Raw genomic sequence first — 14,984 nt, forward strand, 5'->3', positions numbered from 1 at the left:
GGCGTTTGATGCCGCGCGCTTAAACGAGCGCCGCGCGTGCGAGCTGGTAGAAATAGGTCGCGCCGCGCTCAAGAATGTCGTCGTTGAAATCGTAGCGGGTTGTGTGCAGCCCACTGCTGTCGCCATTGCCGATCAGCACATAGGCGCCCGGCACCTTTTCCAGCAAGAACGAGAAGTCCTCGCTGCCCATCAGCGGCTCAGGCAACTCGACATAGGCATCCGCGCCGAATGTGTCGGCGATCACCGCACGCGCGTCCTCGACCGCCTCGGCATCGTTGATCGTCGCAGGATAGCCGACCTGCCAGTCGAAGACGGCTTCGGCGTTGTAGCTTTCCGCCTGCAGGCGGGCGATCTGCTCGACACGCTCCTGCAACTGCTTGCGGACGACAGGGTCCATGGCGCGCATGCTGATTTCCAGCACCGCGGTATCCGGAATGATGTTGGAAGCGGAACCCGCCTGGAACGAGCCGACCGTCAATACGGACGGCTGGTGCGGAGAGACGTTGCGCGAGACCAGCGTCTGCAGCGCCATCACCACGCTGGAACCGACGACGACCGGGTCGACCGTCAGTTCCGGCTGGGCGCCGTGGCCACCCTTGCCCTTGATCGTCAGCGTCAGCACGTCGATCGACGCCGCCATGGCGCCGGCGCGGCTGGAGAATTGGCCGAGCGGAAGACCCGGCCAATTGTGAAGCGCATAGACCCGTTCGCAAGGGAAACGCTCGAACAGGCCGTCCTCGATCATCAGCTTGCCGCCACCGAAGTTTTCCTCGGCCGGCTGGAAGATCAGGTGAACCGTGCCGTTGAAGCTCTCGTCCTTCGACAGCGCCCAGGCTGCGCCGAGCAGCATGCTGGTGTGGCCGTCATGGCCGCAGGCATGCATCGCGCCCGGATGCTTGCTCTGATAGGCAAGGCCGGTCTCTTCCTGCATCGGCAGCGCATCCAAATCGGCGCGAAAGCCGATGGCGCGGTTGCTGTTGCCGCGCTTCAGCGTTGCAACGATGCCTGTTGTCGCAAGACCACGGGTGACCTCGAAGCCCCAGGATTGCAGGAGGCCGGCGACAAACTCCGAGGTCTTCACCTCGGAAAGGCCGATCTCGGGCATCTCGTGCAGCGTGTGGCGGATGTCGACGAGCTCGGGCAGGAATTCGGAAAAATTGGCGTCGCGCATTTCGGCCTCCTCAAGCCATCTGCAGGAACTGGCGCAGCCGCGCCGATTGCGGATCGCGCATCATCTGCTGGGGCGCACCGCGTTCTTCGACCAAACCCTTGTGCAGGAAGATCACTTCGCTCGAGATATCACGGGCGAGTGACATTTCGTGGGTGACCATCACCATCGTGCGGCCTTCTTCAGCGAGCTTCTTGATGACGAGCAGCACCTCGTTGACGAGTTCCGGATCGAGCGCCGAGGTGGGCTCGTCGAAAAGCATCACCTCGGGCTTCATCGCCAGCGCCCGGGCGATCGCCGCGCGCTGCTGCTGGCCGCCGGAAAGCTGGTTGGGATAGTGATCGCGCTTCGGCGTGATGCCGACCTTTTCCATCAAGAGCTCGGCTTCGCCGATCGCATCCTTCTTCGTCATGCCGAGAACATGGATCGGCCCTTCGATGATGTTTTCAAGGATGGTCTTGTGGGACCAGAGATTGAAGCTCTGGAACACCATGCCGAGACGGGTGCGGATGTGTTCGAGCTGTCGCTTGTCGACGGCATGGAACTTGCCGTCCTTACCTTTGGCTGTCCTGATCACCTCGCCCGAGACGGAGATCTCCCCCTCGTCCGGCGTCTCCAGATAGTTGATGCAGCGCAGAAGCGTGCTCTTGCCGGAGCCGCTGCTGCCGATCAGCGAGATGACGTCGCCGGACTTTGCCTCGAAGGAGACGCCTTTCAGCACCTCGACGGACCCGAAGCTCTTGTGAATATTCTTCACCGAAAGCGCTGATGCGACCATGTTCGTTCCTCTCGCGCGCCTTGGCGCGCCTCCTCTTATGCCTTCGCCGTGCGGTAGCGGGTGAGCCGCTTCTCGACGACGCCCATGATGCGCGTCAGGATGAAGACGACGGTGAAATAGATGATGCCGGCGGCAATCAGCGGCTCGAAGGTCAACAGCGACTGGCGCTGCAGGATGCGGGCGGTGCCCATCACCTCAAGCACGGTGATCGTCGAGGCGAGCGACGTCGTCTTCAGCAGGATGATCAGGTCGCCCGTCAGCACCGGCAGGCAGGAGCGGAACGCCTGCGGCAGGGTGATGCGGCGAAGGATCATCGACGAGCGCATGCCGATCGATTTTGCCGCTTCGATCTGTCCGCGCGGGATTGCCTTGATCGCGCCGCGGATAACCTCTGCGTTATAGGACGCCTGGTTGAGGCTGAGCGCAAAGATCGCATACCACAGACCATCACGCAGATAGGGCCAAAGGAAGCTGTGGCGCACCCAGGTGCCGGGCAGGACCTGCCCGAGGCCATAGTAGATCAGATAGATCTGCACGAGCAGCGGCGTGCCGCGGAAAGCGAAGGTGAAAACATAGGCCGGGACCGAGAGCACACGGCGGCCGGACAGCCGTGCGAGCGCGACCAGCGTGCCGAGGACGAGACCGAAGACGCCGGCGACCGCCGTCAGCAGCAGCGTCAGCGGGGTGGCCTTGAGCAGCGCCGGCAGAAAGCCGAGGACGTTGGAGATCGTATCCATCAGTGGTGCCCCCGGTTGAGGCGGCGTTCGATCTGCGCGATCACCAGCACGGAAACGAGCGTGATCGCCAGGAACAGGATGGCCGTCAGCCCATAGAAAAAGATGTACTGCTTGGTGCCGGCAGCAGCGCGATAGCCGGTGTAGAGCAGCTCGCTGAAGGAGCCGAGCACGCTGATGATGGCGCTTTCCTTGGTGATCGACAGCCAGAGATTGCCCATGCCGGGAACCGCGTGGCGCATCATCTGCGGGAAGACGATACGGGTGAAGATCTTCTGCCTGGACATGCCGATCGAGACCGCCGCCTCGATCTGGCCCGGCGGCACCGAAAGGAAGGCGGAGCGCAGCACCTCGGTCATGAAGGCGCCGGAAACGAAGGCGAGCGCGATGATCGCCGCCCAGAACGGGCTGAACTGGAAGCTCTCGGCAACGAGGCCGAAGTGTTTCAACAGCCGTTCGGCGCCGCTTGCGACCGAGAAATAGAGAAGCAGAATGACGAGCAGCTCAGGAAGCGAGCGCACGACTGTCGTGTAGATGTCGGCGAGAAACCGCGGGACGCGGTGTTTCGACAGTTTACCGGCAGCCCCGAGGAAACCGAAGAGAACCGCAACCGCATAGGCGACCACGGATACCTGCAAGGTCATCAGCAGGCCCCAGGCGAAATCGTCGCCCCAGCCCTCGCCGCCCCAGGCAAGCAATTGCCAGTAATAGTCCATCCGTCGTTACCTGTTCCCGAGTGTCTCGTCAGCCCAGGCGCCGCCCGCCCTCAGGTCGGGAAGGTGCTGTCGCGCCTGCTGCGATGGTGCCCCGACGCTGCGGCCGGTTTGGCGATCGAGGCCGGCAGCGATCCAAGACCGCCGCCGGCTTCCAAGTCATGCGATCACTTCTTGCCGAAGATCCACTTGTCGACGAGCTTCTGCGTCGTGCCGTCCTTTTCGAGCGCTGCAAGGCCGGCATTGACCTTGTCGAGCGTTGCGGCATCGCCCTTGCGCACGGCATAGGCGACACCTTCGCCGAGCGTGACGTTCTTCGGCACTTCGACCTTGACCTCGTAGTCCGCACCTTCAGGCGTCTTGAGGAACGTCTGGATGTAGAGGTCGGGGATCAGCACATAGTCGACGCGACCGGCAATGAGGTCTGCGACCGAATTGTCGGCGGTATCGTAGCTCTTGGCTTCGGCGCCGGTCAGGTACTTGGTGACATAGGCCGACTGGACGCTCGACGCCTGCACGCCGATGATCTTGCCCTCGACGCTTTCCGGATCGATGATCTTGCCGGAACCGTCAGCCGCGTCGATCGTCTTGATCTCGCTGGTATCACCCTTGGAGCCGACGAAAGACGTGCCCTCGGTGTAGTACGGCGCCGAGAAATCAACGACCTGACGACGCTCGTCGGTGATCGAGAAGGCGCCGATGATGAAGTCGATCTTGTTTTCCTTGAGCGACGGGATCAGTCCGTCCCAGGCCATCTGGTTGATGTCGCACTTGACGGCCATCTTCTCGCAAAGCGCACGGGAAAGATCGGCTTCCAGGCCCTCCCACTCACCGCCGGCGTTGACCTGGGTGAAAGGCATGTAAGGCTCCGGCGTCATGCCGAGGCGTAGCGTGTCCTCGGCAAGGGCGCTGCCCGCAGCCATGGAAAGGGCGATCCCTGCGAACAGGGCGGTCTTCAACGTCTTCATAATGTTCCTCCTCGGGGATTGCGTCGGATCAGAGCGTGTTGCTGAACCAGCGCAGCGACATGCAGGACAGACCCGCGTCGATCTTGCCGATCTCCGTCGTCTTCATGGGCACGACCTTGTAGCCGAGCTTGTCGAGCATCTCGATCGTGCGCGGGAAGTCCGAGCCGACCATGACGACGTCGTTGACGCGCAATGCATTGGCCGCAGGCTCTTCGCCCTCGGGAATGATCACCTGCTTGAAACGCTCAAACGCGCCGGACTTGGCAAGGCGCGCGGTCGACAGCACGGTCTCGTCGTCGAGCAGCGAGCAATCGGTCTTGAAGTGCAGCACGCCTTCCGGCGTCGCGACGATCTCGCTCTTGCGGCCAAGCTTGGTGAGGCAAGCCTGAAGGGCTTCGGCGCCGACCTTGTTGGTGCGGGCCGAAAGGCCGATCATCACGCTTTCGCGGGTGGTCAGCACGTCGCCGCCATCGGCAAAGCCTTCGCCCGGCAGATCGAGCACAGTCTCGAACATGGCGCGCAGCGTCGGCTCGATCTCCGGCGTTTCCTTGACGCGGGTCTCGGCGCCCGGACGCAGAAGGATTGCGCCTTCGGTAAAGACCAGCGCCGGATCCTCGACGAAGATCGAGTCCGGGAAGGCTTCGAGCGCCGGCAGCACCGTGACCTTCACGCCAGCATCCTTCATCGCCGCGATATAGGCGTCATGTTCAGCCTTCACGCCCTCAAAGGTTGGGTTGCCGCGGTCGTCGGCACGCAGGCCGTTGACGACCGACTTCGACGGGGTGCGCACGATGATGTTGTTGAACTGGTAGACAGGGCGTGACTGCGACATTTGTAATACCTTTGGCTTGGATGAGGTGCTTCTAGCGATCGGACATGGCGGCGTAAAGCGGTTGCTTGTTCACGTTTTCCCGACGGGACAGGTGAACGCCAGCGAGCATGCAGCGCACGGACCCGCCGGCAAGTTCGATGGTCGGAACGTCGAAGGCGAGAACACGCGCCGAGACTTCCAGCGCCTTGATCTGTTCGGCGCGCAGCGAAGCGAGTGCGCGGGCCGACATGACGACGACGCGGCCGTCGGCCCCATCGAGTTCGATGGCATTGCCGGCAAAGTTCTCGATCTGCTTCAGCGTCAGATCGATGACCTGGCGGCCGGTCTCTTCCAGGCGGGCGCAGATTTCCTGGCGGCGGGCCGCATCCGGGATCATGCTCGTGCCGATCAGCGCAAACTCGGTGCCGATGCACATCAGCACGTTGGTATGGTAGATCGAGTTGCCCTGGCGATCGACCGCGCCGAAGATCATCGGCTCGAAATTGAAGTGGGTGCAGAAACGTTCCAGCGCCACTTCATTGGTGCGGTTAGAGCGCGCCGCATAGGCGACGCGGCCGATATGGTCGAGCACCATCGCGCCCGTGCCCTCAAGGTAGACGCCATCCTTTTCGAGGCCGGAATAGTCGATCACGTCCTGAACACGGTATTCGTTCTTCAGCATCTCGATGATGTCGGCGCGGCGCTCGCTCTGGCGGCTTTCCGAATACATCGGATAGATCGCGACGTGACCGCCCGAGTGGGTCGAGAACCAGTTGTTCGGGAAGACAGAATCTGGACGGGTCGTCGTTTCGTCTTCGAAGAGATGGACCGCGACGCCAGCATCGGCGAGCCCGTCAGCCATGCGGCTGACTTCGTCATAAGCCTCCTTGGCGATTGCCGATGGCTGGCGCGCCGCGTCGGTTGCCTGGAAGGCGTTGTCCTCGGCCGTCATCGGGTTTGGGCCGAAATGGTGCGGACGGATCATCACGACGCCCTTCGGCGCCTGTACGGACAGTCTCTTCATCTTACGCAGCGCTCCGCTCGACGGGGGCCGTCGGCTGCTGCCGGAACAGGCCATAGAGATCGCGCGGATGCTCGGGCTGCGTCGTCAGATCGAGCTCGGTGTAGAACGGGGTGCCCTGGATCTTGTCGCGCAGGAAACGCAGCGCCGAGAAGTCCTCGGTGGCAAAGCCGACGGAATCGAAGATGGTGATCTGGGCGCTCGAGCGACGGCCTTCGGCCTCGCCGGCAATGACCTGCCAGAGTTCGGTGACCGGGAAGTCCGGCGCCATCTGCTGGATCTCGCCTTCGATGCGGGTCTGCTCCGGATATTCGACGAAGACGTCGGCGCGGCGCAGGATATCGCCCTGCAGTTCAGTCTTGCCGGGGCAATCGCCACCGACCGCATTGATGTGCACGCCGGCGCCGACCATGTTGTCGGAGAGGATCGTGGCGTTGCGCTTGTCGGCCGTGACGGTCGTGATGATGTCGGCGCCGGATACGGCTTCTTCCGCGGTCGCGGCGACGACGATGTCGAAGTCCATATCCGAGAGGTTGTTGCAGAACTTGGTCGCCGCTTCGCTGTCGATGTCGAAAACCTGCAGCCGCTTGACGCCGAGAAGGGCGCGGAAGGCGAGCGCCTGGAATTCGGACTGGGCGCCGAGACCGATGATCGCCATCGAGCGGGCGTCCGGACGAGCGAGGTACTTCGCGGCCAGCGCCGAGGTCGCCGCCGTGCGAAGACCCGTCATAATCGTCATTTCGGAGACCAGGCAGGGGTAGCCAGTGCTGACATCGGAGAGAACGCCGAAGGCGGTCACCGTCTGCAGGCCGACATTTGGGTTTTTCGGGTGGCCGTTGACGTATTTGAAGCCGTAATGCTCGCCATCGGAGGTCGGCATCAACTCGATGACGCCCGTCTTCGAGTGGCTCGCAAGCCGCGGGGTTTTCTCGAATGCGTTCCAGCGGCGGAAATCGTCCTCGATATATTCCGCAAGACCCACAAGGAACGTCTCAATGCCGATCGATTTGACCAGCTCGATTACGTTGCCGACACCGACATACTGAACCACGTTTAAAACTCCATCGGAGAAATTCGATGAAGTCAGCGTAGGCTCGCAAGAAGTGAGTTGAAATTTTAAACTTGCGTAAAATTGAGGGGCATATTGAGCAATTTGCGCAATCGTAATATACATCTTTCATGCATATCTTCGATGACCTCGATCACCAGCTCATCTCGCTCCTGCGAGAAGACGGCCGCGCGCCCTACTCCAAGATCGCTGCGGTGCTCGGCATATCGAGGGCGACGGTGCAGACTCGCATCGACCGGCTGCTCGAGAGCGGGGCGGTGCTCGGCTTCACCCTGCGCGTGCGGCAGGATTATGACGATCGCGCCATCCGTGCGATCATGATGATCGAGGTCAGCGGCCGCAACACCACCAAGGTGATCAAATACCTGCGCGGCCTGCCGGAACTTTATGCGCTACACACCACCAACGGCGGCTGGGATCTGGTCGCCGAAATCCGCGCCAACAGTCTCAGCGATTTCGATCGCATCCTGCGCGAAGTGCGCGACGTCGATGGCGTGTCGAACAGCGAAACGAGCATCCTGCTCAGCACCGTCTAACGCTTCTAACCATCATCTGCGCAGCTCGCGCCACCAAGACAGGCATGACCATGAGCCATATCCCCCAGATCGACTACGACACCGCTTCCGACGATATCCGCTCCGCGCATGACGAGGAGGTCCGCGTACGCGGCCGCATGACCAACATGAAGCGCACGCTCCTGCATTCACCGGTCGCGCACCGCATCTATGCGGAATGGTTCACGTTGCGCGAGGAACTGCGCCCGGCCCTCGACGACAGGGCGATCTGGTTCCTTTCCCATTCCATCTCGGAAGCGATGAAGTCGCCGATCGCCATGGGCTTCTTCCGCCGCGCCTTTGCCAATGCCGGCATCGATTTTCATACCGTCGTGCCGAGCGAAGACGAACAGCGCCTGATTGCCTTCGGTCGCGCGATCGTCGCCGACAGCAATGCCGTTGCGGAGGAAATCTGGACGGGCCTCAAGGCGCGCTACGACGCCAAGGCGCTGGTCGACCTCGTCGCCTTCGCCGGCATCATGGTGGCGACGGCGCTCTTCAACAACGTCGTCGAGGTCGAGTTCGACAAGGAACTCGAAGCCTTTGTCGATTGAGATCGAGAACAGCCGCGTGACGAACGAGACGACGATCAGACGTGCGACCATGGCGGATGCATCCAGCCTTGCGGCGATCAGCCTGGAAGTCTGGCTGCATACGTACATCAGGGAAGGCGTCAACGCATTCTTCGCCGACTATGCGCTGGAGCAGTTTACCACCGCGCGCTTCGACGAGATCCTGCGCGACGGCAACGAGACCGTCTGGGTTTCGCAGAACGCCGTCGGCATCGACGGCTTCTTGCGCATGTCGGCGAGTTCGCCAGCGCCGGTGGACATCGCCTCCGACCTGGAAATAACGACGCTCTACGTCCAGCTCCGCCACCATGGTCGCGGCCTCGGGAAAGCTCTCCTGAAAACCGGCCTGCAATTCTGCCTGGACACTGGCCAGCCAAACACGTGGCTGGCGGTAAACGCAGAAAATGAAAAGGCCACGGCCTTCTACCTCGCGAACGGTTTTGAGAGGGCAGGACAAACCCATTTCATCATCGGCGACCAGGCTTATCCCAACCACGTTCTTCAGTTTCGGTTGAACCGCTAATCGCTCCGAACCGGGCCTCGCGCCACGGAACGCTTGACGTCAATCATTTGCGTGTATATACACACATCATGTCCCGTTGTTACTGTGCCCTCCTACGCAAAGCCACTCGCAGAGTGACGTCCGTCTATGACGATGCACTTCAGCCGATTGGCCTCAACCTTGCTCAGTTCAGCCTGCTTCGGCACATCGCGCGCGATGAACCGATCTCGATGACCGAGCTTGGCCGGAAGATCGAACTCGAGCGATCGACGGTCAGTCGCAACGTCAAGGTGTTGGAGGGAATGGGATTGGCCGCGACGGGAAGCGGAAAGGACCAGCGGGAGGCCATCGTCGAATTGACGGAGAGCGGCCACCGGATACTGGCTGACGCTGCACCGCTCTGGCAGGCCGCCCAGGACAAGATCGAGGGTCGGCTGGGAGCCGATGCCACCGCCCAGCTGGAGGACCTGCTGCTGGCGCTTTAGCGCCTCGTTTCCAGATCAACTTTCTGGTCGCGCTCTGCGACTTGTGGCCAGGATAATCCAGGCAGCCTGCGCTGCCCGGAACCGGAAGAATACTGCCAAACAACGGTTCAATCTGCGACCTGCGCTCCCAACCGCCCGCGCAGCGCTGTCGCATGCCCGAAAACATGGACGAAAGGAAATCGACGATGCTCGGTCCGGCGCTTGCGCGTTATCTTGCCAAACGCAATATCCATTACGGCTGGGCTGTCGCCGCCGTCACATTTCTGGTCATGCTGTCAACCGCCGGCGCCATGGGCTCGGCCGGCGTACTGATCAAGCCGCTCGAGACTGAATTCGGCTGGACCAACGCGCAAATCTCGCTGGCGCTCGCCATCCGGCTTTGCCTTTTCGGTCTTCTCGGTCCGTTTGCTGCATCCTTCATGAACCATTTCGGCGTGCGCCCGGTCGTCTCCACGGCACTGATCCTGATCATCTCCGGCATCGCCGCCTCCTTCTACATGACGGAACTCTGGCACCTGGTCGCTATCTGGGGCGTGGTGCTCGGCGTCGGCACCGGCATGACGGCGCTTGTGCTCGGGGCCACGGTCGCGACGCGCTGGTTCGACAAGCGACGCGGGCTCGTCGTCGGGCTAATGACCGCCAGCAACGCCACTGGGCAATTGGTCTTCCTGCCGCTTCTTGCATCCCTCACCGAAACGATCGGCTGGCGCTCGGCGCTGACGCTGATCATCGTCATCCTGCTTGCGGCCTTCACGCTGGTCCTATTGTTGATGCAGGATCGCCCTGGCGACCTCGGCCTTGCGCCCTTCGGCTCGCAGCAGATGGCCCCGGCGCCGCCAAAGGCGAAGAGCTTCGGGGAACTGCTGATCGCACCGATCCGGGCGCTCGCCGACGCCGCCAGGACCAACACCTTCTGGGTGCTGTTTGCCACCTTCTTCGTCTGCGGTTTCAGCACCAACGGGCTCATCCAGACCCATTGGGTTTCGATCTGCGGCGACGTGGGTATTGCCCCCGTTGCCGCGGCCAGCCTGCTGGCACTGATCGGCGTGTTCGACCTCATCGGCACCATCGGCTCCGGCTGGCTGTCGGACCGCTACGACAATCGCTGGCTGCTCTTCTGGTTCTATGGTCTGCGCGGCCTGTCGCTGATGTTCCTGCCGTTTAGCGGCTTCAACATCTACACGCTGTCGATTTTTGCGATCTTCTACGGCCTGGATTGGGTCGCCACGGTTCCGCCGACCGTGAAGCTCTCGGCTGAACGCTTCGGACCGGAGCGCGCCGCCCTTGTCTTCGGTTGGGTTTTCACCGGCCATCAGCTCGGAGCCGCCAGCGCGACCTTTCTCGCCGGCGCCAGCCGGACGTCGCTGGAGACCTATACGCCGGCCTTGATCGCGGCCGGCATGCTCTGCATCGTCGCGGCCCTCTTGGTGTTGACCATCGGCCGGCGCCAACCGGAGGCGCTCACCCCGCAGCCGGCCTGAATGGGTCTCAGCAGTGGATGCATCAAAAGGGCGGGCTGCCAATGGCAGCCCGCCCTTTTTGTTTAGATCTGGAGACCCCGAAGATCAGTGGCCAAACGTCGTGACGAATTCCGGATTGCCGCGGATCGTGTTGCTGACGGTGCAGATTTCGTTTTCGGCCGCTTCCGCGATCGCATGGCGGACCGTGTCGTCGAAATCGCCCTTGATATCGAAGACGATGTTGAACTTCGCCACACGGGAGGGCTCGTCGTAGGCCTTCTCACCGGTCACCTTGGCGCTCACTTCCGTCAGCCGGTCGAGCACGCCAAATCGGCTGGCGGCAATGCGGGCGCTTAGCACCAGGCAGCTTGCGAGCGACGCGTAAAGCAGGTCGAGCGGGCCGTAGCCCGCCTGCGACGGGCCGGTGACGATATCGAGTTCGCCGCCGGTCACCGACGTCACATGCGGAAAGCCGGTCTTGCCGACGACCGCCGTCGCACCGGTTTCCCGCGTTCTCACCTTCACATCCGCCATTTCGCAAACCTTCCCAGAACTTGATCAAACCAATCGGTAGAAACACGTCGCCCCGGGCCGGAAGGCCCAGGGCGTTTTGATATGTGCGCCTTTTTCTCATCGGCGCAAGGGCGATCGCTGGCCGATCAGTTCTTCTTCACCAGGCGGTAGAAGACGAAGTCGGAGGTGGCGCCGTTGACGTAGCCTTCAACCTTGTCCTTCATCGCGACCTGGGTCGCGGCCTGGAACATGATCACGATCGGCGACTTTTCCTGCACCTTGCGCTGCAGGTCGACATAGAGCGCGTCGCGCTTGGCCGGATCGGCTTCCTTGAGTGCTGCCTTGGTCGCCTCGTTGAGTTCGGCCGGAACCGCCCAGCCGTTACGCCAGGTGGTCGTCGACTGATATTTGTCGTCGGCGTTGTCCTCGTTATAGGCGAAAGCCTTTGCGTTCGAATGCGGGTCCATGAAGTCCGGGCCCCAGTAAAGCAGCATGGCTTCGTGCGTGCGGGCGCGGTACTTGGTGATCACCTGGCTGCCGGTGCCCGGGATGATCTCGAAGTTGATGCCGGCTTCGGCAAACGATGCCTGCAGCGACTGCGCCATGTCGGTGAACGGCGTCGAGTTGATGACGTCGAGCGTCACCTTGATCGGCGTCTTGATGCCGGCATCGGCGAGAATCTTCTTCGCCTTTTCAACGTCGTAGCTGTAAGGCGTTTCATCGAGCGAACCCGGGAAGCCCTTCGGCCAGAAGGCCTGGTGAACATCCATCTGGCCCTTGAGGAAGCTGTCGGTCATGCCCTTGTAGTTGACGAGGTAGCGCGCGGCTTCCCAGACGGCCGGCGGCTGCAGGGCAGCGTCCTTCTGGTTGAACGACAGGAAGTGCACGGCGGCCTGCGGATAGGATTCGACCTTCACGCCGTCCTTGCCTTCGAGGCCCGACACCTGGTCCGGCGTCAGGTTCTTCGCCATGTCGACGTCACCGGTCTGCAGCATCAGCTGCTGCGTCGCGGCTTCGGCCACGTGGCGGATTATGACGCCCTTGATTGCCGGAGCGCCGCCGAAGTAGTTCGGGTTGCTGGCAAGGTTCAAGAGTTCGCCGGCGCGGAAGGCCTTGAGAACGAACGGACCGGAACCAGCCGAGTTGGCCTTCAGCCAGGCATTGCCGAAGTCGCCGTCGGCTTCGTTGGCCTTAACGGTTTCAGCGTCGACGACCGAGGCCGGACGGGCGGCGAGAACGTTGAGAACGAAGGCTGACGAGAAGTCGCCTTCGTACTTGATCGTGACCTTGTTGCCGTCGGCGGTCACCATCTTGTCGATGTTCTCAGGGGTCCAGCCGAGCTGCGTCAGGATGAAGGCAGGCGCCTTGTTGAGAACGACGACGCGCTTGAAGGAGTAGACGACGTCTTCGCCGCGCAACGGGTTGCCCGAGGAGAAGGTGACGCCATCACGCAGCGTGAAGGTGATCGTCTTTGCCGCATCGTCGGCCGTCCACTCGGAGGCCAGACCCGGCGCCAGCTTCTTGACGTCGGGCGCATCGTACTGCACCAGGCGGTCATAGGTCTGGGTGACGTATTCGCCCGAGGAGAACTCGTAGGCCTCGGCCGGATCGATGCTGACGATGTCGTCGATGTTCTGGGCGACGACCAGCACATCCGCTGGCGTTTCGGCGAGTGCGGCCGGCGCCACGCTCATCATCAGGGACGCCGCGAAGACCGCGGCCTTGAACATTCTCATCATCATTCTCCTATTTTCGATGAGGCTTGGTTTTTGTGGGTGCCGGCTTCAGCGCCGATTGCGGCGCGCCGGTCTCGTTGAATTGGGAAGCGCGCAGGCGGAAGAGCGGCAACGTGCCGGTCCAGATCAGCCGCACGGGCCTGTCTGTCTTGTTCCACCAGTAGTGGGGCTGAATGCCGCGAAAGTGCAGACCGTCTCCGGGCGAAAGCATGGTGTCGTCGCCATCGAGCCCGAAGAGGATCTCGCCTTCGAGCATGTAGACAAGCTCTTCGCCTTCGTGGCTGAAGACCTCGGACCGGTGTCCGGGCGGGATGGTGATGACGAAACTCGAAAGCTGGTTGCCGGCGAAGTCCGCGCCGATCCGCTCGTAGGAAACCGGCGAGCCGCCGACGGAAAACACCATGCGGCCTTCAGCACGCGAGAGCCCGGTGTCGATCGCCGGGGCGAGGATGAAATGGTTGAGTTCGGCGCCGAGCCCTTGGGCGATTTGCGCCAGGGTGCCGAGTGACGGCATGGCGAGATCGCGCTCGATCTGGCTGAGGTAGCCGACCGAAACGCCGGCCGCATCGCTGAGCGCCTGCAATGTCATATGCATCTGCCGGCGCCGCGCACGCACCAGCGCGCCCACCTTCGGCTGCCCTGCCCCGGCCGATTTGCCCGAAGCGGCTTGCGTATCCTCAGACGGATCGCTCACAGCGGTTATTCCTCCCGTTTCCGCCCAGTAAAATTTTTTTGATTTAAGCAAACTTATTTATATACTCCAAGCGAATTTTTGCGGTATCGACAATTCAGACCGCAAGCGAAGAGGGATGGAATCGCCACGTGGCAAACAACAGCACCACAGCAGCAGCGCCTGTACGACGCGCCGCTCGGCCCAGCCGGGCACGCCAGCGCCTTTTCTCGTTCATGGGCTTCCTGGTTACGCTTGCGATAACCTTCCTCGGCCTGCTTGCCATCACCTTTTTCATCGGCCGCATTGTCCCGATCGACCCGGTCCTGGCCGTCGTCGGCGACCGCGCGCCCGTCGCCGTCTATGAACGCGTGCGCCAGGAGATGGGTCTCGACCAGCCGCTCATAACCCAGTTTGTCAGCTACGTACGTGACGTCGCCACCTTCAATTTCGGCACATCGGTCTCGACCGGCAAGCCCGTGCTTGAGGATCTCGCGCGCGTCTTCCCGGCGACGCTCGAGATGGCGACGCTCGGCATCATCCTCGGCGTTCTGATCGGCGTGCCGCTCGGCGTGTTTGCCGCCGCCCGGCGCGGTTCCTGGCTCGACCAGGGCATCCGCGTCATCGGTCTGCTCGGCTATTCGGTGCCCGCCTTCTGGCTCGGTCTCGTCGGCCTGGCGATCTTCTACGCGAAGCTGAAATGGGTCGGCGGTCCCGGCCGGGTCGATATCTTCTACGACGGCATGGTGTCGCCCGTGACCGGCCTGATCCTCGTCGACAGCATCATCGCCGGCGAATGGGAGATCTTCCGCAACGCCGTCTGGCACCTGATCCTGCCGGCCTCCTGCCTCGGTTTCTTCTCGCTCGCCTATATCGCCCGCATGACGCGCTCCTTCATGCTGGACCAGCTGAGCCAGGAATATGTGACAACCGCCCGCGTCAAGGGCGTGCCGGAGCGCCTCGTCATCTGGCGCCACGCCTTCCGGCCGATCCGCGTGCCGTTGATCACCGTCATCGGGCTTTCCTATGCCGGCCTGCTCGAAGGCTCCGTGATGATCGAGACGATCTTCTCCTGGCCCGGCATCGGCAACTACCTGACCGTCGCTCTGCTCAACGCCGACATGGCGGCCGTGCTCGGCTCGACCCTCGTCATCGGCGCGGTCTTCATCGGCATCAACAAGATTTCGGACGTGCTCTACCGCGTGCTCGATCCGCGTGCACGCTAAGGGA

17 protein-coding genes are annotated in these 14,984 nt (G+C 62.2%); 6 read left to right on the forward strand and 11 right to left on the reverse strand.

The features are described from left to right. Positions 1–19: 19 nt before the first annotated feature. From L981_RS07535 to L981_RS07570, 8 genes are all read right to left on the reverse strand, one after another. The gene (locus tag L981_RS07535; RefSeq protein ID WP_043613504.1) at positions 20–1,171 is read right to left on the reverse strand and encodes a M20 aminoacylase family protein; all 1,152 of its coding nucleotides are present in this window, start codon (positions 1,169–1,171) and stop codon (positions 20–22) included. Positions 1,172–1,181: 10 nt separating this feature from the next. Beyond that, positions 1,182–1,946, reverse strand: a complete 765-nt coding sequence (locus L981_RS07540) for an ABC transporter ATP-binding protein (RefSeq protein WP_043613505.1) — start codon at positions 1,944–1,946, stop codon at positions 1,182–1,184. A gap of 35 nt (positions 1,947–1,981) precedes the next feature. Further along, positions 1,982–2,683 carry an ABC transporter permease gene (locus L981_RS07545; RefSeq protein ID WP_043613507.1) on the reverse strand — a complete coding sequence of 234 codons (702 nt, stop codon included), beginning with the start codon at positions 2,681–2,683 and terminating at the stop codon, positions 1,982–1,984. Next, positions 2,683–3,396 (reverse strand): ABC transporter permease, encoded by a 714-nt coding sequence (locus L981_RS07550; RefSeq protein WP_043613509.1) that lies wholly within the window; start codon positions 3,394–3,396, stop codon positions 2,683–2,685. Before L981_RS07550 ends, L981_RS07545 begins: the two co-directional genes overlap by 1 nt. 164 nt (positions 3,397–3,560) lie before the next feature. After that, positions 3,561–4,361 carry a transporter substrate-binding domain-containing protein gene (locus L981_RS07555; protein ID WP_043613512.1) on the reverse strand — a complete coding sequence of 267 codons (801 nt, stop codon included), beginning with the start codon at positions 4,359–4,361 and terminating at the stop codon, positions 3,561–3,563. A 28-nt stretch (positions 4,362–4,389) separates the two neighbouring features. Continuing rightward, positions 4,390–5,193, reverse strand: a complete 804-nt coding sequence (locus L981_RS07560; protein WP_043613513.1) for a dimethylarginine dimethylaminohydrolase family protein — start codon at positions 5,191–5,193, stop codon at positions 4,390–4,392. 31 nt (positions 5,194–5,224) lie between these two features. Then, positions 5,225–6,196: a citrulline utilization hydrolase CtlX gene (gene ctlX, locus L981_RS07565; RefSeq protein ID WP_043613514.1), complete on the reverse strand. Its 972-nt coding sequence runs from the start codon at positions 6,194–6,196 to the stop codon at positions 5,225–5,227. A 1-nt stretch (position 6,197) separates the two neighbouring features. Further along, complete coding sequence (locus L981_RS07570) at positions 6,198–7,280, reverse strand: ornithine cyclodeaminase (RefSeq protein WP_043613604.1); 1,083 nt, start codon at positions 7,278–7,280, stop codon at positions 6,198–6,200. Between the two features lie 92 nt (positions 7,281–7,372). Here L981_RS07570 and L981_RS07575 point away from each other — a divergent pair, with 92 nt between their 5' ends. From L981_RS07575 to L981_RS07595, 5 genes are all read left to right on the forward strand, one after another. After that, positions 7,373–7,798, forward strand: a complete 426-nt coding sequence (locus L981_RS07575; RefSeq protein ID WP_043613515.1) for an Lrp/AsnC family transcriptional regulator — start codon at positions 7,373–7,375, stop codon at positions 7,796–7,798. A gap of 50 nt (positions 7,799–7,848) precedes the next feature. After that, positions 7,849–8,370 carry a hypothetical protein gene (locus L981_RS07580; RefSeq protein WP_043613605.1) on the forward strand — a complete coding sequence of 174 codons (522 nt, stop codon included), beginning with the start codon at positions 7,849–7,851 and terminating at the stop codon, positions 8,368–8,370. Next, entirely contained in the window at positions 8,360–8,911 is a 552-nt protein-coding gene (locus tag L981_RS07585) for a GNAT family N-acetyltransferase (RefSeq protein WP_245281602.1), read from the forward strand. The genes L981_RS07580 and L981_RS07585 overlap by 11 nt, the downstream gene beginning before the upstream one ends. Before the next feature lie 68 nt (positions 8,912–8,979). Continuing rightward, entirely contained in the window at positions 8,980–9,375 is a 396-nt protein-coding gene (locus L981_RS07590) for a MarR family winged helix-turn-helix transcriptional regulator (protein WP_043613607.1), read from the forward strand. A gap of 185 nt (positions 9,376–9,560) precedes the next feature. After that, the gene (locus L981_RS07595; protein WP_043613608.1) at positions 9,561–10,856 is read left to right on the forward strand and encodes an MFS transporter; all 1,296 of its coding nucleotides are present in this window, start codon (positions 9,561–9,563) and stop codon (positions 10,854–10,856) included. A gap of 84 nt (positions 10,857–10,940) precedes the next feature. On the opposite strand, the gene L981_RS07600 is transcribed toward L981_RS07595, so the two are convergent. From L981_RS07600 to L981_RS07610, 3 genes are all read right to left on the reverse strand, one after another. Further along, the gene (locus L981_RS07600) at positions 10,941–11,369 is read right to left on the reverse strand and encodes an OsmC family protein (RefSeq protein WP_043613516.1); all 429 of its coding nucleotides are present in this window, start codon (positions 11,367–11,369) and stop codon (positions 10,941–10,943) included. A gap of 125 nt (positions 11,370–11,494) precedes the next feature. After that, entirely contained in the window at positions 11,495–13,084 is a 1,590-nt protein-coding gene (locus L981_RS07605; RefSeq protein WP_043613609.1) for an ABC transporter substrate-binding protein, read from the reverse strand. Between the two features lie 10 nt (positions 13,085–13,094). Beyond that, on the reverse strand, positions 13,095–13,778 hold the full coding sequence (locus L981_RS07610) for a helix-turn-helix domain-containing protein (protein WP_043613517.1): 684 nt from the start codon (positions 13,776–13,778) through the stop codon (positions 13,095–13,097). A gap of 212 nt (positions 13,779–13,990) precedes the next feature. Between L981_RS07610 and L981_RS07615 the strand changes: the two genes are divergently transcribed. Beyond that, the gene (locus L981_RS07615) at positions 13,991–14,980 is read left to right on the forward strand and encodes an ABC transporter permease (protein WP_043613520.1); all 990 of its coding nucleotides are present in this window, start codon (positions 13,991–13,993) and stop codon (positions 14,978–14,980) included. The last annotated feature ends 4 nt before the right edge of the window (positions 14,981–14,984 follow it).

Origin of the sequence: Ensifer sp. ZNC0028 (assembly GCF_000799055.1) — a bacterium.
In the GTDB taxonomy this organism is placed as follows: domain Bacteria; phylum Pseudomonadota; class Alphaproteobacteria; order Rhizobiales; family Rhizobiaceae; genus Ensifer.

What these genes read in the sequence shown, in the direction of transcription:
- L981_RS07535 (WP_043613504.1), bottom strand. Translation starts at nt 1,171, where the DNA reads ATGCGCGACGCCAATTTTTCCGAATTCCTGCCCGAGCTCGTCGACATC.
- L981_RS07540 (WP_043613505.1), bottom strand. Translation starts at nt 1,946, where the DNA reads ATGGTCGCATCAGCGCTTTCGGTGAAGAATATTCACAAGAGCTTCGGG.
- L981_RS07545 (WP_043613507.1), bottom strand. Translation starts at nt 2,683, where the DNA reads ATGGATACGATCTCCAACGTCCTCGGCTTTCTGCCGGCGCTGCTCAAG.
- L981_RS07550 (WP_043613509.1), bottom strand. Translation starts at nt 3,396, where the DNA reads ATGGACTATTACTGGCAATTGCTTGCCTGGGGCGGCGAGGGCTGGGGC.
- L981_RS07555 (WP_043613512.1), bottom strand. Translation starts at nt 4,361, where the DNA reads ATGAAGACGTTGAAGACCGCCCTGTTCGCAGGGATCGCCCTTTCCATG.
- L981_RS07560 (WP_043613513.1), bottom strand. Translation starts at nt 5,193, where the DNA reads ATGTCGCAGTCACGCCCTGTCTACCAGTTCAACAACATCATCGTGCGC.
- ctlX (WP_043613514.1), bottom strand. Translation starts at nt 6,196, where the DNA reads ATGAAGAGACTGTCCGTACAGGCGCCGAAGGGCGTCGTGATGATCCGT.
- L981_RS07575 (WP_043613515.1), top strand. Translation starts at nt 7,373, where the DNA reads ATGCATATCTTCGATGACCTCGATCACCAGCTCATCTCGCTCCTGCGA.
- L981_RS07580 (WP_043613605.1), top strand. Translation starts at nt 7,849, where the DNA reads ATGAGCCATATCCCCCAGATCGACTACGACACCGCTTCCGACGATATC.
- L981_RS07590 (WP_043613607.1), top strand. Translation starts at nt 8,980, where the DNA reads ATGTCCCGTTGTTACTGTGCCCTCCTACGCAAAGCCACTCGCAGAGTG.
- L981_RS07595 (WP_043613608.1), top strand. Translation starts at nt 9,561, where the DNA reads ATGCTCGGTCCGGCGCTTGCGCGTTATCTTGCCAAACGCAATATCCAT.
- L981_RS07600 (WP_043613516.1), bottom strand. Translation starts at nt 11,369, where the DNA reads ATGGCGGATGTGAAGGTGAGAACGCGGGAAACCGGTGCGACGGCGGTC.
- L981_RS07605 (WP_043613609.1), bottom strand. Translation starts at nt 13,084, where the DNA reads ATGAGAATGTTCAAGGCCGCGGTCTTCGCGGCGTCCCTGATGATGAGC.
- L981_RS07615 (WP_043613520.1), top strand. Translation starts at nt 13,991, where the DNA reads ATGGGCTTCCTGGTTACGCTTGCGATAACCTTCCTCGGCCTGCTTGCC.